The 18,178-nt window shown below is 71.4% G+C and carries 11 protein-coding genes; all 11 read right to left on the reverse strand.

Annotated elements, in window-relative coordinates:
- Positions 1–750: type II secretion system F family protein (locus tag GAK38_RS20840; protein ID WP_325346857.1), on the reverse strand; the 750-nt coding region annotated here is incomplete at its 3' end.
- A gap of 12 nt (positions 751–762) precedes the next feature.
- Positions 763–2,205, reverse strand: a complete 1,443-nt coding sequence (gene gspE / locus GAK38_RS20845; protein WP_325346858.1) for a type II secretion system ATPase GspE — start codon at positions 2,203–2,205, stop codon at positions 763–765.
- Complete coding sequence (gspD, locus tag GAK38_RS20850; protein WP_325346859.1) at positions 2,202–4,799, reverse strand: type II secretion system secretin GspD; 2,598 nt, start codon at positions 4,797–4,799, stop codon at positions 2,202–2,204. The genes gspE and gspD overlap by 4 nt, the downstream gene beginning before the upstream one ends.
- A gap of 164 nt (positions 4,800–4,963) precedes the next feature.
- Positions 4,964–5,542, reverse strand: a complete 579-nt coding sequence (gene gspM / locus GAK38_RS20855) for a type II secretion system protein GspM (protein WP_325346860.1) — start codon at positions 5,540–5,542, stop codon at positions 4,964–4,966.
- Positions 5,539–6,654, reverse strand: a complete 1,116-nt coding sequence (gspL, locus tag GAK38_RS20860; RefSeq protein WP_325346865.1) for a type II secretion system protein GspL — start codon at positions 6,652–6,654, stop codon at positions 5,539–5,541. The genes gspM and gspL overlap by 4 nt, the downstream gene beginning before the upstream one ends.
- A 107-nt stretch (positions 6,655–6,761) precedes the next feature.
- Positions 6,762–7,718, reverse strand: coding sequence for a type II secretion system minor pseudopilin GspK (gene gspK, locus GAK38_RS20865; protein WP_325346861.1), 957 nt, complete (start codon positions 7,716–7,718; stop codon positions 6,762–6,764).
- 99 nt (positions 7,719–7,817) lie between these two features.
- Positions 7,818–8,270 carry a type II secretion system major pseudopilin GspG gene (gene gspG / locus GAK38_RS20870; RefSeq protein WP_325346862.1) on the reverse strand — a complete coding sequence of 151 codons (453 nt, stop codon included), beginning with the start codon at positions 8,268–8,270 and terminating at the stop codon, positions 7,818–7,820.
- A gap of 176 nt (positions 8,271–8,446) precedes the next feature.
- Positions 8,447–9,133, reverse strand: coding sequence for an RNA polymerase sigma factor (locus tag GAK38_RS20875; protein WP_325346863.1), 687 nt, complete (start codon positions 9,131–9,133; stop codon positions 8,447–8,449).
- Between the two features lie 84 nt (positions 9,134–9,217).
- A complete protein-coding gene (locus GAK38_RS20880; RefSeq protein ID WP_325346866.1) occupies positions 9,218–9,586 on the reverse strand; it encodes a hypothetical protein in 369 nt (122 codons plus the stop codon).
- Positions 9,540–17,912, reverse strand: a complete 8,373-nt coding sequence (locus GAK38_RS20885; RefSeq protein WP_325346864.1) for a hypothetical protein — start codon at positions 17,910–17,912, stop codon at positions 9,540–9,542. Before GAK38_RS20885 ends, GAK38_RS20880 begins: the two co-directional genes overlap by 47 nt.
- Before the next feature lie 4 nt (positions 17,913–17,916).
- Positions 17,917–18,178 (reverse strand): IS3 family transposase (locus tag GAK38_RS20890; protein WP_291774508.1); only part of this gene is annotated, 262 nt, incomplete at its 5' end.

Consider the following 18,178-nt stretch of genomic DNA (forward strand, 5'->3'; position numbering starts at 1 on the left):
CAGGAAGCCGTGCCAGCGAAGCCGCGCCGCGTCGTCGCGCAGCGACCAGCGCCACAGCGCGAAAGCGGCGCCCAGCACCAGCGCCGTGAGCCATCCCCATTCGCGCACGTAGCCGCTCGCGCCCAGCATCACGCGCGTCAGCAGCGGCAGCTCCTGCCGCGCCTGCGAGAACGCGCTGACCACCTGCGGCACCACGTAGCCGAGCAGGAAGATCACGATGCACACCGAGACGAAGGCCACCACGCCGGGATAGATGAAGGCGGTGAGCATCTTGCTGCGCAGGTTGTCGCGGCCCTCGAGGTAGTCGGCCAGCCGCTCCATTACGCGCGCCAGCTCGCCCGAGTCCTCGCCGGCGCCGATCAGCGCGCGGTAGATCGCGGGAAAGTCGCGCGGCCGCTCGCCCAGCGCATCGGCCAGCCGCATGCCGCCGCGCACGTGGTTGCACACCGCGCTCAGCGCCTCGGCCACCACCTTCTGCTCGGCCTGCTCGATGGTGGCCATCAGGGCCGACTCCAGCGGCAGCCGCGCGCCCAGCAGGCTCGCGAGTTCGCGTGTGGCCCACAGCAGGTCGGTGGCGCTCAATCGCGGCCCGAACCACGAGCCTCCGCCGCCCGCCACCTCGTGCACGCCCAGCGCGGTCAGCCCGCGCTCGCGCAATTGCAGCCGCACGGCCCGCTGCGACTCGGCCTCCATCGTGCCGGCCTGGATCTGTCCGCCCGCGTTGGCGGCCTCGAAGTGAAAGCGTGGCATGGAAGTGCTGCGCTAGGTGTCGTCGCGCGTCACGCGCAGGATCTCCTCGGGCGTGCTGATGCCCGCGGCGACCCAGCGCTGGCCGTCCTCGCGCATGGTGCGCATGCCGCGGCGGCGCGCCACCTCGCGCATGGCGTGCTCGTTGCCGCCGTCGTGGATGATGCGGCGGATCTCGTCGTCGATGACGAACAGCTCGTGGATGCCGGTGCGGCCCTTGAAGCCGGTGTGGTTGCAATGGCCGCAGCCCACCGGCACCCAGCGGGTGCTGCCGTCGGCCTGCGTCTCGGCGCGCTTGCAGCGCACGCACAGGCAGCGCACCAGCCGCTGCGCGAGCACGCCCAGCAGCGACGAGGACAGCAGGAAGGGCTCGATGCCCATGTCGGTCAGCCGCGTGACCGCCGAGATCGAATCGTTGGTGTGCAGCGAGGCGAGCACGCCGTGGCCCGTGAGCGAGGACTGCACCGCGATCTGCGCGGTCTCCAGGTCGCGGATCTCGCCGATCATGATGTTGTCGGGGTCCTGGCGCAGCGCGGCCCGCAGCGCGGCGCCGAAGCTCATGCCGATCTTGGCATGCACCGGGATCTGGTTGACGCCCGGCAGGTCGTACTCGACCGGGTCCTCCACCGAGAGGATGTTGCTCACGCTCTTGTCGAGCTGGCCCAGCGCGGCGTAGAGCGTGGTGGTCTTGCCGCTGCCGGTCGGCCCGGTCACGAGCACGATGCCGTGCGGCTGGCGGATCAGCCGCGTCAGCGCTTCCAGCGTGTCGCCCGCCAGCCCCAGCCGCTCGAGCTGCAGCCGACCCGCGTCCTTCTCGAGCAGGCGCAGCACGGCGCGCTCGCCATGCACGGTCGGCACGGTCGACACGCGCACGTCGATCGGCCGCCCGCCCACGCGCAGGGTGATGCGCCCGTCCTGCGGCACGCGCTTCTCGGCGATGTCGAGCTGCGACATGATCTTGATGCGCGAGATCAGCGCGGCATGCAGTTCCTTGCGCGGCGAGACCACGTCGCGCAGCGTGCCGTCGACGCGGTAGCGCACCACCGAGTGGGTCTCGAAGGCCTCGAAATGCACGTCGCTGGCGCCGTCGCGCGCGGCCTGCGCCAGCAGCGCGTTGATCATGCGAATGACGGGCGCGTCGTCCTGCGCGTCGAGCAGATCGGTCACGGCCGGGATGTCCTGCATCAGCCGCTCCAGGTCGACCTCGGACTCGGCAGCGCCGACCACGGCCGCGGCGCTGCCGGCCTCGGCATAGCGCGTCGACAGCAGCAGGTCCATCTCCGCCTCGGACACCTCGTGCCAGGCCTGCAGGCCGGTCTGGCGCTGCGCCTCGGCCAGCGCCCAGCTCGGCGTGCTCGGGCTCAGGACCAGCGCCATGGCCTCGCTGTCGCCCTGCACCACGAGGCGCTGCGCACGCGCCCAGCCGTGCGGCAAGGTCGGCTGTGCCGCGGCATTCATGGCGCCACCACGATCTCGGGCCGGTAGCCCAGCTCGCGCAGCACGCCCGCCGCGGTGTCGACCGCGCGCGCATCGCGCGGCAGGTCCACGCGCACCGCATAGCCGATGCCGCCCGGGCCGGCCACGATGTACGCGGGCAGGCCGCTGATGCGCACGCGCTTGGCGATGCGCACCGCGTCGGGCTCCTGCGCGAGGTCCGCCACCTGCAGCACGCTGCGGTTGTTCTCGGGCGTGGCGTACAGCACGGCCGGATCGCCGGTCACGCCCACGTTGGCGGGCAGCTGCGAGCGCATCTCGGGCTCGCGCGGCGCGTTCGGCGCGAGCGGCTGGTGCACCTCGCGCTCGCTCCGGGTGGGCGGCGGGCCCTGCTCGCGCGTGCTGCTCCACTGCTCGGGCCGCAGGTCCAGCTTGGGGGCCGCGCCGGCCACCGGCAGGTCGGGCGGCGGCAGGATCGGCGCCGGCATGTCGGGCAGCACGAGGTGCCGCCCCGGCTGCACGCGGCTTTGCTGTGTGCGCATGAAGTTGTAGCGGTCCTGGGTCAGGCCGCGGCCGGCATTGGCATCGCGGATCACGTAGGGCCGCAGGAAGATCATCAGGTTCGTCTTCGCGCGCTGCCGCCTGTCGTAGCGGAACAGGTTGCCGAGCACCGGGATCGTGCCCAGGCCCGGCACCGTCTCGGTGGTGCTGGTGACGCTGTCCTCGAGCAGGCCGCCCAGCACCATGATCTGGCCGTCGTCGAGCAGCACGCTGGTGTCGAGCGCGCGCTTGTTGGTCACGATGCCCGCGATGCCGGAGTTCTGGTCGTCGATGCTCGAGACCTCCTGGTAGATGTCGAGCTTGACCGTGCCGCCCTCGGAGATCTGCGGCCGGATCTTGAGCTGCAGCCCGATGTCCTCGCGCGTCACGGTCTGGAACGGGTTGTCCGAGCCGCCGCCGCCGGGCGTGATGTACTGGCCGCTGACGAAGGGCACGGTCTTGCCCACGATGATCGAGGCCGCCTCGTTGTCGAGCGTCATGATGTTCGGCGTCGAGAGGATGTTGACGCCGCCCTTGGTCTGCAGCGCGCGCGCCAGCAGGTTGAGGTTGGCGATCTCGCCCACGCCGGGCAGCTTCACCGTGCCGTCGAGCACGCCGAGGTTCAGGCCCTTGGGCAGCAGGTCGATGGTGTTGGTGGCGCTGGTGTTCAGGCCCGCGCCGCCGCCGAGGTTGGTGCCGCCGATGAAGCGGCCGTTGTTGCGCATCCACTGGATGCCCAGTTGCGCCGCGTCCTGCTCGGTGACCTCCACGATCAGGCTCTCGACCAGCACCTGCGCGCGCCGCTGGTCGAGCAGGTCGATCACGCGCCGCACGCTGCGGTACATCGGCTCGGGCGCCGCGATGATCAGCGTGTTGGTGGGGGCATCGGCCTGCACCGTCACGCCGTTGGCCGAGAAGGCCGTGCCCGTGCTGCCGCTGCCCGAGCCGCCCTGCTGCGCGCCGCCGCCGAAGCGGCTGCCGCCGGTGCTGCCGCGCGTGCCGCCGCCCTGCGCGGACGAGGAGGACGACGAAGAAGACGAGGAGGTGGAAGAAGTGCCCGTCGTCGTGCGGCCCGCGCCGCCCGGCGCCCCGGCACCGCCCGACATGCCGCCGGCGCCGAGCGTGGCGCGCGCGGCATCGCCGCTGCCAAGCGCCGTGCTGCCCGAGTCGCCGGTCAGCAGCCCGCGCAGCACGCCCGACAGGTAGGTCGCCTGCGCATTGCGCAGGTACACCACGTGCAGGTTGCCGGGATCGTCCTGCGAGTTGTCGAGCTTGACGATGAGGTCGCGCGCCAGCGCCGTGCGCGCCGGGCTGCTCGAGCGCACGATCACGCTGTTGGAGCGCGGATCGGCCAGCACCACGATGTCGCGCCGGGTCTCGTTGCCCGCGCCCTGCAGCAGCTCGTTGGCGAGCGCCGCGATGTCCACCGCCACGCCGTTGTGCACCTTGACCACGTCGGTGTCGAGCGAGGTCGGCGTGTCGATGCTCTCGACGATGCGCGCGATGCGCTCGAGGTTGTCGATGTAGTCGGTGATGACCAGCGTGTTGTTGGCCGCGTAGGCCGCGATGTTGCTCTCGGCCGCGATCATCGGCTTGAGCACCGGCACCAGCGCCTCGGCGTTCTCGTAGGCCAGCCTGAAGGTGCGCGTGGCGATACCGCCGCCCGGCGCGCGCGCATTGACCGCGCCGCCCTGCAGCTTGGCGTCGGCCACCGGCACCACGCGGCTGACGTTGCCGACGTCGACGATCGTGAAGCCGCGCATGCGCAGGGCCGAGCCCAGCATGTCGTAGGCGGTCTTCGAAGGCACCTCGCCGTCGGAGACCAGCGTGATCTGGCCCTTGACGCGCGGGTCCATCACGAAGTTGCGGCCCAGGAAGCGCGACAGCGCGGAGACCACAGACTGGATGTCGGCATCGACGAAGTTCAGCACCGAGCGGTCGTCGCTGCCGGTGGCGCCCGCCACCGTCGTCGCGGTGGCAGCCGTGCGTGCCGGCGTGGCCGCGGCGGCACGCCGGTCCTGCCCGGTCGGGCGCACCACGCGCGCGGGCGGCGCGGCCGAAGTGGCCGGCGACGCCACGGGCTGCGCCTGCGCCGCGCCCTCGGCCCCGGCGCCCGAGCTCGGGACGTAGTTCCCCTCGCGGAACAGCGGCGCCTCGGTGGAGGCGGTCGAAGCGCACCCCGCCAGGGCCAGGCACGCCAGTGCCCAGCATCTTCCCGTTCTTCCCGCCACCGCTCGCATCATCATCGATTCCCTGATTGAGGCCGCGCCGTCAGCGCGACCGTGGCCCGGACGTCGTTCCGGCCATCGGGGCCGGCGTCCTCGGACCGTTGCAACATGGCCTTGTTCACCGTCATGCCCAGCGCGCCGGGCGCGGCGAGCAGCCAGGCCGCGAGGCGCGACGCATCCGCGGCGCGCTCGATCTCGATCTGCAGCTCGGCGCCCGCCTCGCTCAAGCGGTAGGCGCCGGCCAGGCCCGCCGCATCGAGGCTGGCGCGCACGCGGCCGGCCGGGTCGCGCGCGGCATCGCCCGCCACCACGGCGGGGCCGCCCACGTCGGCCAGCACGTCCTTGAGCGCCGCGGCCTGCGAGCGCAGGCGCGGCAGCTCGCCGTCCCAGTAGCGCAGCGTGTCCAGCGCCGGCTTGATGCCCAGCAGCCAGACGGCCGCCACCGTCACCACGCAGAGCATCGCGAGGACCTGCCCGCGCTCGCGCCGCGTCAGGGCCCGCCAGCGGCCCTGCAGCTGGGCCCGCAGCGGCTGCAGGCGCGCGTGCAGCGGCGATGTCCAGCGCTGCCAAGATGCGGTGGCCAGGCGCTTCATGGCGCGGCTCCGTTCTGCGCGGCGGTCTTCGAAGCGGCGGCCGGTGCCACGCCGCCTTCGCCGCCCTGCTTCGTCTCGGCGAGCGCCACGCGCAGGCCGCCCTCTTCGGGCAGGAGCTGCAGGCCGCGCTGCTGCGCGCTCGCCTGCAACGCCTTCAGCTCGTCGGCGCCGAGCACCACGCCCGCGCGCCAGCGCACGCGCAACTGGCCGTCGCGGAAGTCCAACCCCTGCACCTGCCCCTCGGCCTGCGCGAGCACCGCCGTGGAGGCGCGCACGAGCGCGGCGAAGTCCGCCGATTCGATGCTGCCCATGGTCGTGCCCGCGCGCCGCGCATCGCGCAACTGCCGCGCCTGCTGCAGCGGGTTGAGCACCACCGGCAGCTCGGGAAACGCGGCCTTGACCTGCGCCGCCATCTGGCGCGTCAGGGCCTGGCCTTCGGCGGCGACGCGCGCGGCCTGGAGCTGCAGGCCCAGCAGGCACACGGCGGCGGTCGCCACGCTCCAGCCGATGGCGGGGCGCAGCCAGCGCCGGTCCGCGCCCTCGCCGCCGCTCGCGGCCATCGGCAGCGTCCACGCCCATCCGCTGCCGGCGAACGACGACGCCTCGGATTCGGCCAGCCAGTGCAGCGGCAGCGTGCCTGGCAGCAACGGCCGCAGCCGGGCGTCGAGCTGCACCGGGTCGGCGTGCGCCACGGCCAGCGGATGCACGATGCCGCTGCCGGCACCGGTGCGCACGATCGCCCAGCCATCGACGCGCAGCGCGGCGAGCCCCTCTCCGGGTGCCGGCAGAAAGGCCGGCGGCGCCAGCACCGCCTGCACCGCGAGGCCGTGCTGGCGCAGCGCCCGCAGGCAGGCCGACAGCGCCTCGGCGCTCATCCAGGCCACCGGGACGCGGCCCGTGCCATCGCGCGCACCGATGCCCACCGCCAGGTCGGCCGGCGCGGCCAGCGCTAGCAGCTCGATCGCGCCGAGCACCGCGACGCGCAGGCGCGCGGCGGGCAGCGGCGGCAGTTCGAGCGTGGTCATCGACACGTCGCCCGGATGCGGACAGACCTCGACGCGCCGCGGCCGGGAAGGGGTGGACAGCGCGGCGAGCGCCGCCAGGCTCTCCAGCGTCGCGCCCTACCAGCCCTGCGCCGTGCGCCATGCGCAGCGCACGGGCGCGGTATCGACGGCGCGCGCGGGCGGCAGCATCAGGCGCAGCAGGTCCACGCGTTCCATCAAGCCCCCTCCCGCAGCCACATCACCTGGGGCAGCACTTCCTTGTCGTCGTACAGCAGGGCCTGCATCAGCAGCGTGGTGCGCGAGGTCTGCAGCGCGCTCGAGAGGCGGAACCAGCGGCTGGTGATGCCGATGAGGACCGCGCTCTCGTCGAGCCCGGGCATCTGCAGCCGGTTCACGAAATCGCCGCGGTTGATGAACCACTGGCCGTTGTCGCGCGCCTGCAGCACGGCACGCGCGCGGTCGAGCGACAGGCCCGGCACCCACGCGGCCAGCACCTCGGCGCGCGCCGTGTTGGCATTGAGCCAGGTGCGCTGCGGCAGCACCGTGAGATAGGGCCGCAGGCGCGCCACGCTGCCGGCATCGACGCCGGGCACCGCGAGCAGGTCGTCGACCGTGCGCAGCCGCGGCGCCTGTTCGCGCGCGGGCAGGCTCTCGAGGCCGAGCTGCCGGGCGGTCTCCTCCGCGGCTTCGCCCTCCGCCACCGGCGCGGCGCCGGCCGGCCGCCGTTCCGCCTCCACCAGGCTCTCGGCCACGCGGCGCGCGATGCGGCCGGCCTGGTCCGGCGGCACGCCGACCATCGCGCACAGCCGCAGGAAGACGCCGCCCTCCACCGGATCGAACTGCCCGGCGTTCACGAGGTTGCGCAGGTTGAACTTGGACTGCTCGTCGACGATCTCGGTGAACGCCAGCGCCGGCTCGCCCTCGATCCGGCCGAGGACCTGGCCGTCGACCGGCTGGCTCCAGGTGCCGTCGAGGCGGGTATAGGGCGCGCGCTGCGCCGCGGCGCGCAGCACGGTCTGCGCGCGGCCGACCTCGCCGCGCAGCAGCCACTGCGCCTGTGCCCGCGTCTGCGCCGACTGGGCCGCGCGGATGGCCGCGGTCTGCCGCTCGAGCAGCGCGCCCGCCAGCACCGCGATCACCGCGACGACGAGCAGCGCGGCAACGACGGCCATGCCGCGCTGCCCATGCGCCGGCCGGGCGCACGCTTGTCTTTCGCGAGCCTGCCTTCGCAGGCCCGCGGGCCGCTCCCGGACGCCATCCATGTCCGGGCCCTAGAGTTGCCAGGAACCGATGTCGGCGTTGGCCTTCTCTCCACCCGGCTCACCGTCGGCGCCGAGCGAGAACACGTCGATCTCGCCGTTGGTGCCGGGGTTCAGGTACTGGTAGGGCTTGCCCCAGGGATCGCTGGGAAGGCGCTCCAGGTAGTTGCGCCAGTTGGCCGGGATCTTGCCCGAGCTCGGCTTCTCCACCAGCGCGCGGATGCCCTGGGAGGCACCGGGGTACTCGCCGTTGTCGAGCCGGTACAGCTTGAGCGCCTGCATGATCGCGCCCACGTCGTGGCGTGCCGCGATGGCGCGCGCCTGGTCCGGTCGGTTCATGAGGTTCGGCACGATCAGCGCCGCGAGCACGCCCATGATCACCAGCACCACCATCAGCTCGATGAGCGTGAATCCCTGCTGCGGCGCCTGGCGCAGATGCTTCCGTCCGAGAATCCCTGCGGCCATGTCGTTCGCTCCAGTCGCTACCGTTTGCAGCAGGAAATCATGGCGGGGCCGCGTGTCAGGCTGATGGAAAGAACTCGGGAGGATTCGCGCGCCCTGGCGCACCGCATGAGTCGTTTTGCTCTACCCCGGAGCCCTTTCATCTCGAACATGTCGAGCGAAGACGTCACATTCGCCGCTCAGGCGCGGCAGTGCCGCGCGGCCGGCTGCGCCGCGGCGGAATTCGGGCCGGCCTGCCGGCGTGTTTTTCGCGGCGCCGGCGCGGTGGTCGCGCGCAGTTCGATCCCCGCATGCACCGTCTGGCCCGTGGCCTGCGCGCAGTGCGCGAGCGCCTGGCGCAGCGCCGTGTCGACGCTGCGCAGCGAGATCTGGTGCCGGTCCGCGACTTCCTGGCGCGTCTTCTCCTCGAGCCGCAGCGCGACCAGCACGGCGCGATGGCGGCGCGGCAGGTGCTGCATGGCGCGATCGACCGCGTGCACGTCCGAGCGCGCCTCGGCGATCGACTCCGGGCCCGGCGACCGATCGACCAGGAACTCGAACAGCGCCTCGCCATCCTCCACATGCGGCTGCGGACGGTTGCGGCGCAGGCAGTCCACCGCCACGTTGCAGGCCGTGCGGTAGACGTAGGCCTCGGGGTTCTGCACCGCCGGCACGGCCATGTCGCCGAGCCGCAGCCAGGCGTCGTGCAGGCTGTCGCTGGCCAGGTCGGCATCGCCGAGATGGCGCAGCAGGCGCCGGTGCAGCCGGCCGTAGTTCGCGACCAGGAACTCGCGCAGCGCGCTGCCCGCGTCCTCGTGCGCCTCGCGGTCCGTATGGCCGCCGGCCTCCGGCGACTCCAGGCACAGCCAGGGACTCATGTCCAACATGGGAACCTCCGCATCCAGGGTCTCGTGGGATCGCTCACGCCGTGCCGCGCACGGGGTGCGCGGCACGGCATGGGCGACCGACTGCTACTTGCCTCTGCGCAGCTCGCGCTGCTCGGCCTCGGTCAGCTTCGACATCACGGCCGGGTCGAAGGCATCGCCGTGCGCCGCGATCTGCACGAAGCTGCGCGGGTCGTAGGGGATCGGTGCCTTGCCCTGCAGGCCGGCGCGCGGTGGCGGCGGTGCCTGCTTGCCCTCTTCGGCCGGCTCGTTGCCGAAGCCCAGCACGCGCACCGTGAACACCGATGGCAGGTTCTGCCGCGCCACGGCGCGCTCGCGCTGCATCGCGTCCTGCGCGGCCGCGACCGCGGTGGAGGCCGCAGCGCTGGCATTGGTCAGCGCGGCGACGTTAACCGCCGCGACCACCGGGATGCCGGTCGACTTGCCCTGGCTCACGATGTTGTCGGCGTTCACCACGTGCAGCGCCGCGATGTTGACGTCGCCCGAAACCCGGATGCCGGCTTCGCCCGCGTCGATGGTGCCCAGCGGCGCGATCAGGTCGATGTCGCCGGCCGGCACTTCCGCGATCGGCGCCAGCGTCGCGATGCCCGCGCCCGTGCTCGGCACGTCCGAGGACAGCGTCACGTTGCCCCACGTGTCGTACTCGCGCTTGGGCGGCGTGTAGACCACCGTGGTCTTCGAGCCGCGGCCCGCGTTGATGTCGCCCTCGGCCGACCAGGCGAGGATGCTGCCGCCGAAGGTGGTCATGATCCGGCTCTGGCCGAGCAGGATGTCGTCGAGCGCGTAGAGATGGATGTTGCCCGCGCCCTGCGTCACGAGCCCCGGCACGACGCCCGGCAGTGCCACCGGCGCCTGGCCCTCGACACCGAAGATCTGGCTGCCGCCCGGCGTCAGCGTCTCGATGTCGCCGCCGAACAGGGTGTTGACCCCGGCCGCGCCGTACATCGTGATGCCGCCCTGGTAGACGATGGGCCGCGCCTGCGCATCGGCCGTGGGGAAGAGCGCGGCGATCGCGTTGCGCCCGCGCAGGTAGCTGCCCTCGCGGGCGTTGCCGGCCTCGTTGTATTCGCGGCCACCGGCCTTGAGCTCGGCGAAGTACACGCCACGCGCATAGACGCGCTGCTGCTCGGGCGAGAGGCGGTTGAAGACCGTCAGCGCGTCTTCCGAGCCGTCGTAGCCGTAGCGGTCTTCCAGCCAGTTCACCAGGTGCAGCTGGCTCGCCGCGCGGTAGTCGTTGCGCAGGATGCGCTTGGGCAGGCTGCTGTCGGCGTCGCGGCGGGCCTGCAGCTGGTCGAGGAAGGCCGGCGCGTCCTTGTCCTCGCCCGTGAAGCCATGCACCTCGCGCAGCCAGTCGGCCAGGGTCAGCCTGCCGCTGTAGACGTAGGGCACCTTGCCCGGCTGGCTGGCCAGCGAGGCGCCGCTGTCCGCGAGGTTCGCGGGGTCGAGGTAGCGCCGCAGGAAGCCGGCGTAGTCGGCGCCCTGGCTGCCCAGGCCGGCCTGCATCACGATGCCCGCGCCGGGCCGCGCGTCGCCGGGCACCACCGGGCCGATGCTGCGCACGGCGGTCTCGCCGTACACGGGCACCCCTTGCAGGGTCTGTCCGACCTGCCCCGCCATCAGGATGTTGCGGCCCGCGCTGATCTCGAGCGTGCCGGGGCCGGCGACTTCGAAGCTGCTGTAGAGGATGTCGCGGCCGGCCTGGACGATGGAGACGTCGGTGGGGTCGTTGTGGACGAAGAGGTTGCCGGTTCGGGTGCCGGAGCCGGAACCCGAAGAGGTCAACGACAAGTCGCCCGGAAGAAACGGCGGTGCTTGCCCGAGCACGGACCCGGAGCGGACGATGTCGCGTCCGGCACGCATCCAGACAGGACCTGAACCTTCGTACCACGTCTGTCCGGTCCGTCCCCCGCCCGTGAACGCCAGGGTTCCGCCACTCTCGAGGCCGAGGATGTCGCCGTCTCGTGCATACAGTCGCGCCGGTGCGATCGTTGTGCGAATGGCAGTTGCTGCCGTGTCGGGGCCGAAGACGAACAACGGATATCTCCCCCCCCCCGTCAAGTGCCGGGAACACGCCATCCTCTGACAGGTTGTCTGTTTGCAGGGTCGGCGTCGGATTTCCATTCGCCGGTTGGAAGGCGATAAAGGCAGGCCTCAACGGTGTCGGCAATGCATCCGTGCCGGCCCCGGACAGACTCACGACATAGCCGCCGGCATAGATGGAGTCTCCCGCCAGAAGGCGGAGCTCAGCGTTCGTCGAGGGCGCGAGCAGGAGCGATTGGCCCAGCGTCGAATCGCCTCGCAGGAACAAGCTGCCCGAGGCAGCCACTGCATTGAGCTGCGATGGGTAAACCAGCCGGCCGTCCGTCGCGTCGAAGTCGCGCCGCGGCGTGCCTTCGGCAGCCTTCACCACTGGCGTCACGGGCGTGAGATCCCCCCCGCCGGACATCAGGTTGATGGCGGTGTTGTTGGTCCACAGCGAGAACCAGCCTTGGCCGCCCGATTCGTAGCGTGTGCCATCGAAGGTATAGGGCAACAGGTACGGCAGCGGCGCGCGTCCCGGATCGCCGCTGCCCGCCACGACCAGGTCGCCGCGGGTGTCCAGCGTCGCGGTGGCGTCGCCCAGCTTCAACACAAGCCCGCCCGTCGCGGTGCCGAGCGTGGCCGTGTAGGGATCGTAGGCGCGAACCTCGCGGGCATCGGCATCGGGAGGGCCGCTGCGGTAGTACGTCAGCGCGATGCCTCCCAGCTCGCCGGCCTGCATCTGCACGGCACCGCGCAGGTTGGCCAGCACGCCATTGAGGCTCAGGTCCTGTATGCGGTAGAGATCGGGAGATGCGTTGGGATCGCCAGCGGGGTTCGAGGCACGTGCCTGCAATCCGGCATTCAGGTTGCCGCCGATGCGCAGTTGCAGATCGCCCCCTCCCGTGAGCATCAGACGGCCGTCGGCGGTCACCCGTCCGGTGCTCCCCACGGCCAGTGCCAGGCCTTCGCTGCGCGGCCTCGCACCGGCATCGCCGCCGCGACGCGAGGTCAGGCCGGCATTGCCGCCCACCTCGATGTTCAGGTTGCCGCCTCCCAGGGTACCGATGCCGGTGAAGCCGACCAGCTCCGGGATTGCGATCACCTCCGGAACATCCGTGAAGTGCAACCCGGCGTCCGTGTTCATCGCAGCGGATCCAGGCACATAGGTCCCGAAATTGATCCACCAGGCCGTGGCGATCGGGTCCACGCCGGCCGTGCCGCCGCTGGCCTGGCGCCACAGCCAATTGCCGATGTCGGCGCTGCTGCGTTGGGGGCGCAACTCCTGACCGGCAGAACGCGGTTCATAGCTCGCGAGCAGGTCGCCCCTCAGATCGCCTCCCGCGCGCAGCAGCAGGTTGCCGCCGCCATCGGGATACCAGGCCGCATAGGTACTGTTCGTCTCGCCGTCGACCAGCGATTCGTAGATCGAACCCGCCGAAGGCAGGCCCTCGGGCGGCACGGCCGAGTTCTTGGTGCCGAGGTAGGTGCCGTCGGCCGCCTTGCCGCGCGCCCGGTCGAAGGCACCGGCCTCGCCTCCGGCGCGAGAGGCCGTGGACGTGCCCGCCGTGTAGATGCCGTAGAGCGAGTGCGTGGAGACATCGCCGCCAGCGATCAGGTCCAGGTCGCCGGTCCCAGTGCGAAGCACGCTGAAGTTCTGTGCCAGCTGATGAACCTTGATCACCCCGCCGGGAACCCATTTGTCCGGTGTGCCGGGAATCTCGGGCGTCGCCTCGCCGAGCGAGATGCAGATGCCCGGATCCATGCAGGCCGACTGCAGATCGTCCGAAACGGGCGTGCCAGGCTTGAAGCCGTAGACCTCCGCGCCCAATGCGTCCCATATGTAGCGGACTCGCACGCAGATGCCGGCGTCCATGCAGGCCGACTCCAGATCGGCAGGAACCGGCGTGTTGGGTTCGAAGCCATACACCTCCGCACCCAGCGCGTCCCAGTACCACTTTCCCCCCGGCTGCGCCGGCGTGCCCGGCTGACCCGGAACCAGCGTCTTCTGGCGCTGCTCGTACAGGCTGTAATGCGTATCGGCCAGCACCAGGCTGGCCTCGGTCCACGGCTGCACGGTCCGGGTATCGGCCGCGGCGGTGTCGGCACCGGCCACGAGGCGCAGCGACCACGACAGCGAGCCTTCGGGCAGCATGGCCCCCACCGCCCAGTTGCGTCCCATGCGGCCATCGGTCACCGTGCGCAACGGCACAGACAGTGCATCGCCCGGCAGCTTCACGTCGGTCATCGACGGAATCAGTGCCCCCGTCGGCAAGGCCAGGTTGCCGGCCAGCAGCACCGCCCAACCCGGCAGCGGCACGCCGCGCGGCCAGATCATCGCCTTCAACGCGGCCTGCGCCGGCAGCACGCTGCCGGCATCCAGGCGCGCGCCGGCGGGCAGGGTCACGCCCTGCCGCAACACCGTGCCGGCGGGGTACAGCACATTGCCCGCGGCGTCGCGCACCGTGGCGCGCAGCACGGTGCCGGCCGGCAATGCCAGGGCCTCGTTGAGCGTCGCCTGCACCGGCACGACGGTGCCAGCCGGAAGCGTCAGGCCCTGGATCGGCAGGTCGTAGTTGAGTACCTTGCCGCCCAGGAAGCGCGTTCCCTCCGCGAGCGTGACGCCCGGCCCCGGCACCACCACGTCGCCACCGAAGGCCTGGACGCCCGGCGTCAGCACCCAGCCCTTGTCGTCGGGCGTATCGGGCGGCGGCGCGAAGCCGTCGTTGATGCTGCCGTAGATGGAGAGATTGCCGCCCGCGCGGATCGCGAGTGCGCCCGGCTCGCCCGAGCCATAGACACCGGTCTTTTGCACGTGCGGGTTGAGGCTCGCATAGCGGTAGCCCGACAGGTCGATGTCGCCGCTGACGACCATCGCGCCGTCGGGCGTGGCACTCACGATCTCCACGGCCGGCCGCAGATGGAAGGCGTCGCGGTAGCTCGCGTTGTTCAATCCCGCGAGCTTGCGGTTCAGCAGGTCGGCATTGGCCAGGGCCTTGTCGATGAATGCCGTGCTGTCGCCGTGCTTGCGGTTCAGGTAGTCCTGGTCGATCACCTGGTAGGGCCGGCCATCGGCGGACAGGTCGAGCACGGGCCTGCCGTTGGCATCGAGCACGGGCTGGCCGTTCGGGCCCTTGACTTGGCCGTACTCGGCGTCGGCATAGCGCTGCACCGCATTGACCGCGATCGACCGCGCGCCCCGAATGTCGAGCCGGCCGCTCGCGTCGATCGCGATATCGCCATAGGTGGCCGCTGCGCTCGTCCCCGCGCCGCCCGCGCCATCGATGCGCGGCGCATACAGGTCCAGCGTGCCGCGCTCGCGGCCGTCGTACAGCGCGGGACGCGCCTTCACCCGCGCATCGTCGGTGCCGTGGCGCAGGTCGATGCGCGCGCCTTCGGCCAAGGTCAGCAAACCGTCGCCCGAATTGAGCTCCACCATGGCCCGGTTCGGGCTGTCGATGATCTGGCCATGGCTGTCCAGCCGCAGCTGCGTGCCGTGCGCGTCGAGCACGGCGCTGCCCGCCAATGTCAGGCCCTGCTTCGCGGCCAGGCGGATGCTGCCGACGCGCTCGCCGCTGGCATCGACCGTGCCCGCCACCGTGAGATGGCCGTTGTCCACCGAGACCTCGACCTGGCTGGCCTTGAGCTCGTTGCCGATGGTCAGGCTGCCCTGCTTGAGCTGAAAGCTGCGCAGTCCGAACACCTCGCCGAGGTTCAGGCGCTGGTTCAGCGCCGCGAACTGCTGGTCCAGGCTGCCGGCGCCGCCCAGGCGCTGGGCCCGCAGCTCGATGCCGCCGGCCAGGTAGGGCACCAGGGTGCCGCCCGCGTTGTAGCGGCCGTTCGCGCCGCCGAGGATGCGGCCCTGCAGGTCGACCAGGCCCGCGGCCTCGTCCAGTGCGATGGCGGTCAGGCGGCCTGCCTGGTTGTTGCGGGCCGAGAGATCGATGACCGACTCCGCGGCCTGGCGGATGTTGCCGCGACGGCTTTCCAGCGTGGCATCGCCGCCCCAGCTGTACTGGGTGGCGCCCGGGTCGTCGAAGAAGGTGATGCTGCGTCCCGCCAGGTCGAGGCGCGCCCGCGGGCCCAGCACGAGGTCGGTCTCGGCGGTGAGCGTGAGCTTGCCGCTGGGCAGCGCCACGGTGGTGTCGAGGTTCAACGCGCCGCCGGCTATCAGCGACAGCTCGGCGCCCAGCGCCTGGATCGGTGCCGCGTCGGCGGCGCCCGAGGCCGGCGCGGTGACGGAGATCGCTCCGCCCGCGTTGATGCGGTTGACCGAGCCCGCCTCGCCGGTGAACAGCGGCGTGACGATGTTCAGGTTGCCGCCGCTGTACTGGTAGCCCTTGCCGGCCACGTACTCGCCCTGCCGCTGGTAGACCGTCAGCGTGCCCTTGTTGTTGGCGGTGATGCGCTCGCTGGCCGCGAGATTGACGTTGGCGAAGCCCAGCACCTGGCGGTCGAGCGCGCTGATGCCATCGGGCTGGCCATAGGGGCCGTAGCCGAAGCTGATGCGCTCGGCCTGCAGGTCCAGGCTGCCGCTTCCCGTGCCTGCGCCATCGGCCACCACCGCGCCGGGCTGTCCGGCCGCGCCGTTCCAGATCAGGTGGCCGGTCTGGACCCGGGCCGTGTCGCCGGCGCCGCCGTAGCCGTAGATGGCCGGCGTGGTCAGCATCAGGTTGTCCAGCCGCGACTTGCCGTTCGCGTCCAGCGTGGACAGGCTCACGGAGCCGAGGAAGTTCAACGAACCGCCCGCGATCAGTTCCAGCGTCTCCAGCGCCGGCGCGCCGGCCTCGGTGTCGCCCTGCAGCAGGCGGTCCATCACCTGCTGATTGAGTGCGAGACCCGGGGCCAGCGCACCGCGGGCGCTCGCTGCGGCCAGCGATTCGGGACTGCCGACATTGAAGGCACCGACCGCGAGGCTCAGGTGGCGCGTGCCGTAGCGCACCGCGCTGTCGAGTTCGAATTCGTTGTCGGTGGCAAAGGCGATGCTGCCTTCCGAATACAGGCGGGTCGTTCCCGTGCAGTCGCCGACGGTGCAGGTGCCGACGCGGATGGGACCAGGCGATCCGGTATCGGTTTTTCCCGGTGCCAGCCACTGCAGGCGACCGTTGGAGACCGTCACCACGCTGGCCGTGCCCGGCTGGTAGACGAAGCCGTTGCCCGAGTCATAGGCTGCCGCACCCTGGCCCAGCGTGCTGATGACCGCGCCGCGCTCGATCTCGATCGGCGCGCTCACTTCCGCATTGCCCTGGGTGATCAGCATCACTTCGGGCGCGGCGAGTACAGCGCCGCTGCGCACGACGATGCCGCGGGAGGGCGCAGCACCGACGTTGAAGCGCACGAAGTTGCCGCCCTGGCCATACACCGCCAGCGGCATGCCGCCGATGGCGATCCGGTTCACGTCGATCTTGCCGAGGTCCACGGCTCGCAACGCGGCGCCGTGCGCCATGTCCGGGGCACCATCACCCAGGATCTCGATCGTGCTGCCGAGCACGGCCAGCGTGCTGCCGTACCCGTCCTTCGCCGGATTGCCGAGCACCGTGCCGTCGAACCGGAAGCTGAGTTCCTGCCGGTTCGCCGTGCGGTCGGCCAGTTCGAGCAGCAGGGCCTTGGCATCCGCCTCGAACTGGGCGCGCGGCACGCCGAGCCGCGCGGCATCGGCGCGCACGAAGTCGGCGTAGGAGGTTTCGTTGTACTGCGAGTGGGTGCGCAGCACGTCGGCCGGCGTCAGGATCACCTGGCTGGCCAGGCTGTCGCCGATGGCGGTGCCAGCCACCGACAGGCGGCCCGCGGTGGACCACGAGCGATTGCGCATCGCCATAGGCACCGTCGGCACGCCCTGTTCCCGTGCTGCGCCCGCGCCATTGATCTCCACGCGGAAGGCACCCGGCAGCAGCGCATAGGTCGAGGGCATCAGCGTGTAGGTGCCCGCGGGCAGGCCGGGCACGCCCGCGCCGATGGTGATCTGCTGGCCCACGAGCGGGTCCACCGCGCCTGCTTCTCCACCTAGCGGTGCCTGGCTCGCCTGCTTGCCCGGCACGATCGCGTAGACCGGATTGCTGCCGAGTCCAGGCAGCGTGAAGCCACCCTTTGCGTTGATCTGCACCAGCGGATTGAAACGCGCATCGGTGGAGCCGCCGCGTCCCGACACGAAGCCCGCGCCCGCGAGCGTGCCGCCGCCCGACAGATCGATCGTGGCGCCTTCGCGCACGTCCACGTGCTCGCCCAGCAGGCGCACGCTGCCCACGGCGGCTGTGCCCACGCCCTGCAGCTTGACCTGCTCGCCGGCGTACTGCCAGGCCACGCCGTCGTTCGTGCCGCCATAGGGCATGACCAGGCCCGCCGCGCTGGCGGAGGTCTCGCTGCCCGCGAGCAGGTTCACGGCGCGCGTGATGCTGCCCACGTCGCCGCCCTTGTTCACGCCGAGATTCAGCGCGCCCAGCGGCGCGCGCAGCACGCCGCCCTGATCGATCACGGCCGCGCCCAGCGTGAGGCTGCCGAACACCGAATACGGCAGCTCGGGCAGTTCGTCGGTGGTGCGCACCAGCGTCAGGATGCGCTCGGGATCGAAGCCGGCGGTCTTTCCGCGCCAACCGGCATAGACCGCCGCCTCGACGCCGGTGACCGGATAGATCTGCGCCGCGGCCAGGGTCAGATCCCCCGGCGCGTAGAGCGTGCCCGAATCGAAGCGCAGATCCCCGCCGCTGCGCAGTGCGATCTGATCTTGCCCCTGATTTACGGACACCTATCTAAGCGACATTGGCCAGCTCGTACTGCTCTGGGCTGAGGTAGCCCAGGGTCGAGTGCAGCCGGATCCGATTGTAGTCAACCTCAATGTAGTCAAACACATGAGCCTTGGCCTGCTCCCGTGTGGCGAGGTGTTCACCATGGATGGCCTCGACCTTCAGACTGTGGTTCCAACTCTCCATTGCTGCGTTGTCGTAGCAGTTGCCTCTGGCACTCATGCTGGCGATCAAAGCGTATTGCTCCAACAGGGCGCGGTGCTCGCGC

The organism is Xylophilus sp. (assembly GCA_009914555.1).
Classification (GTDB): domain Bacteria; phylum Pseudomonadota; class Gammaproteobacteria; order Burkholderiales; family Burkholderiaceae_C; genus WNDY01.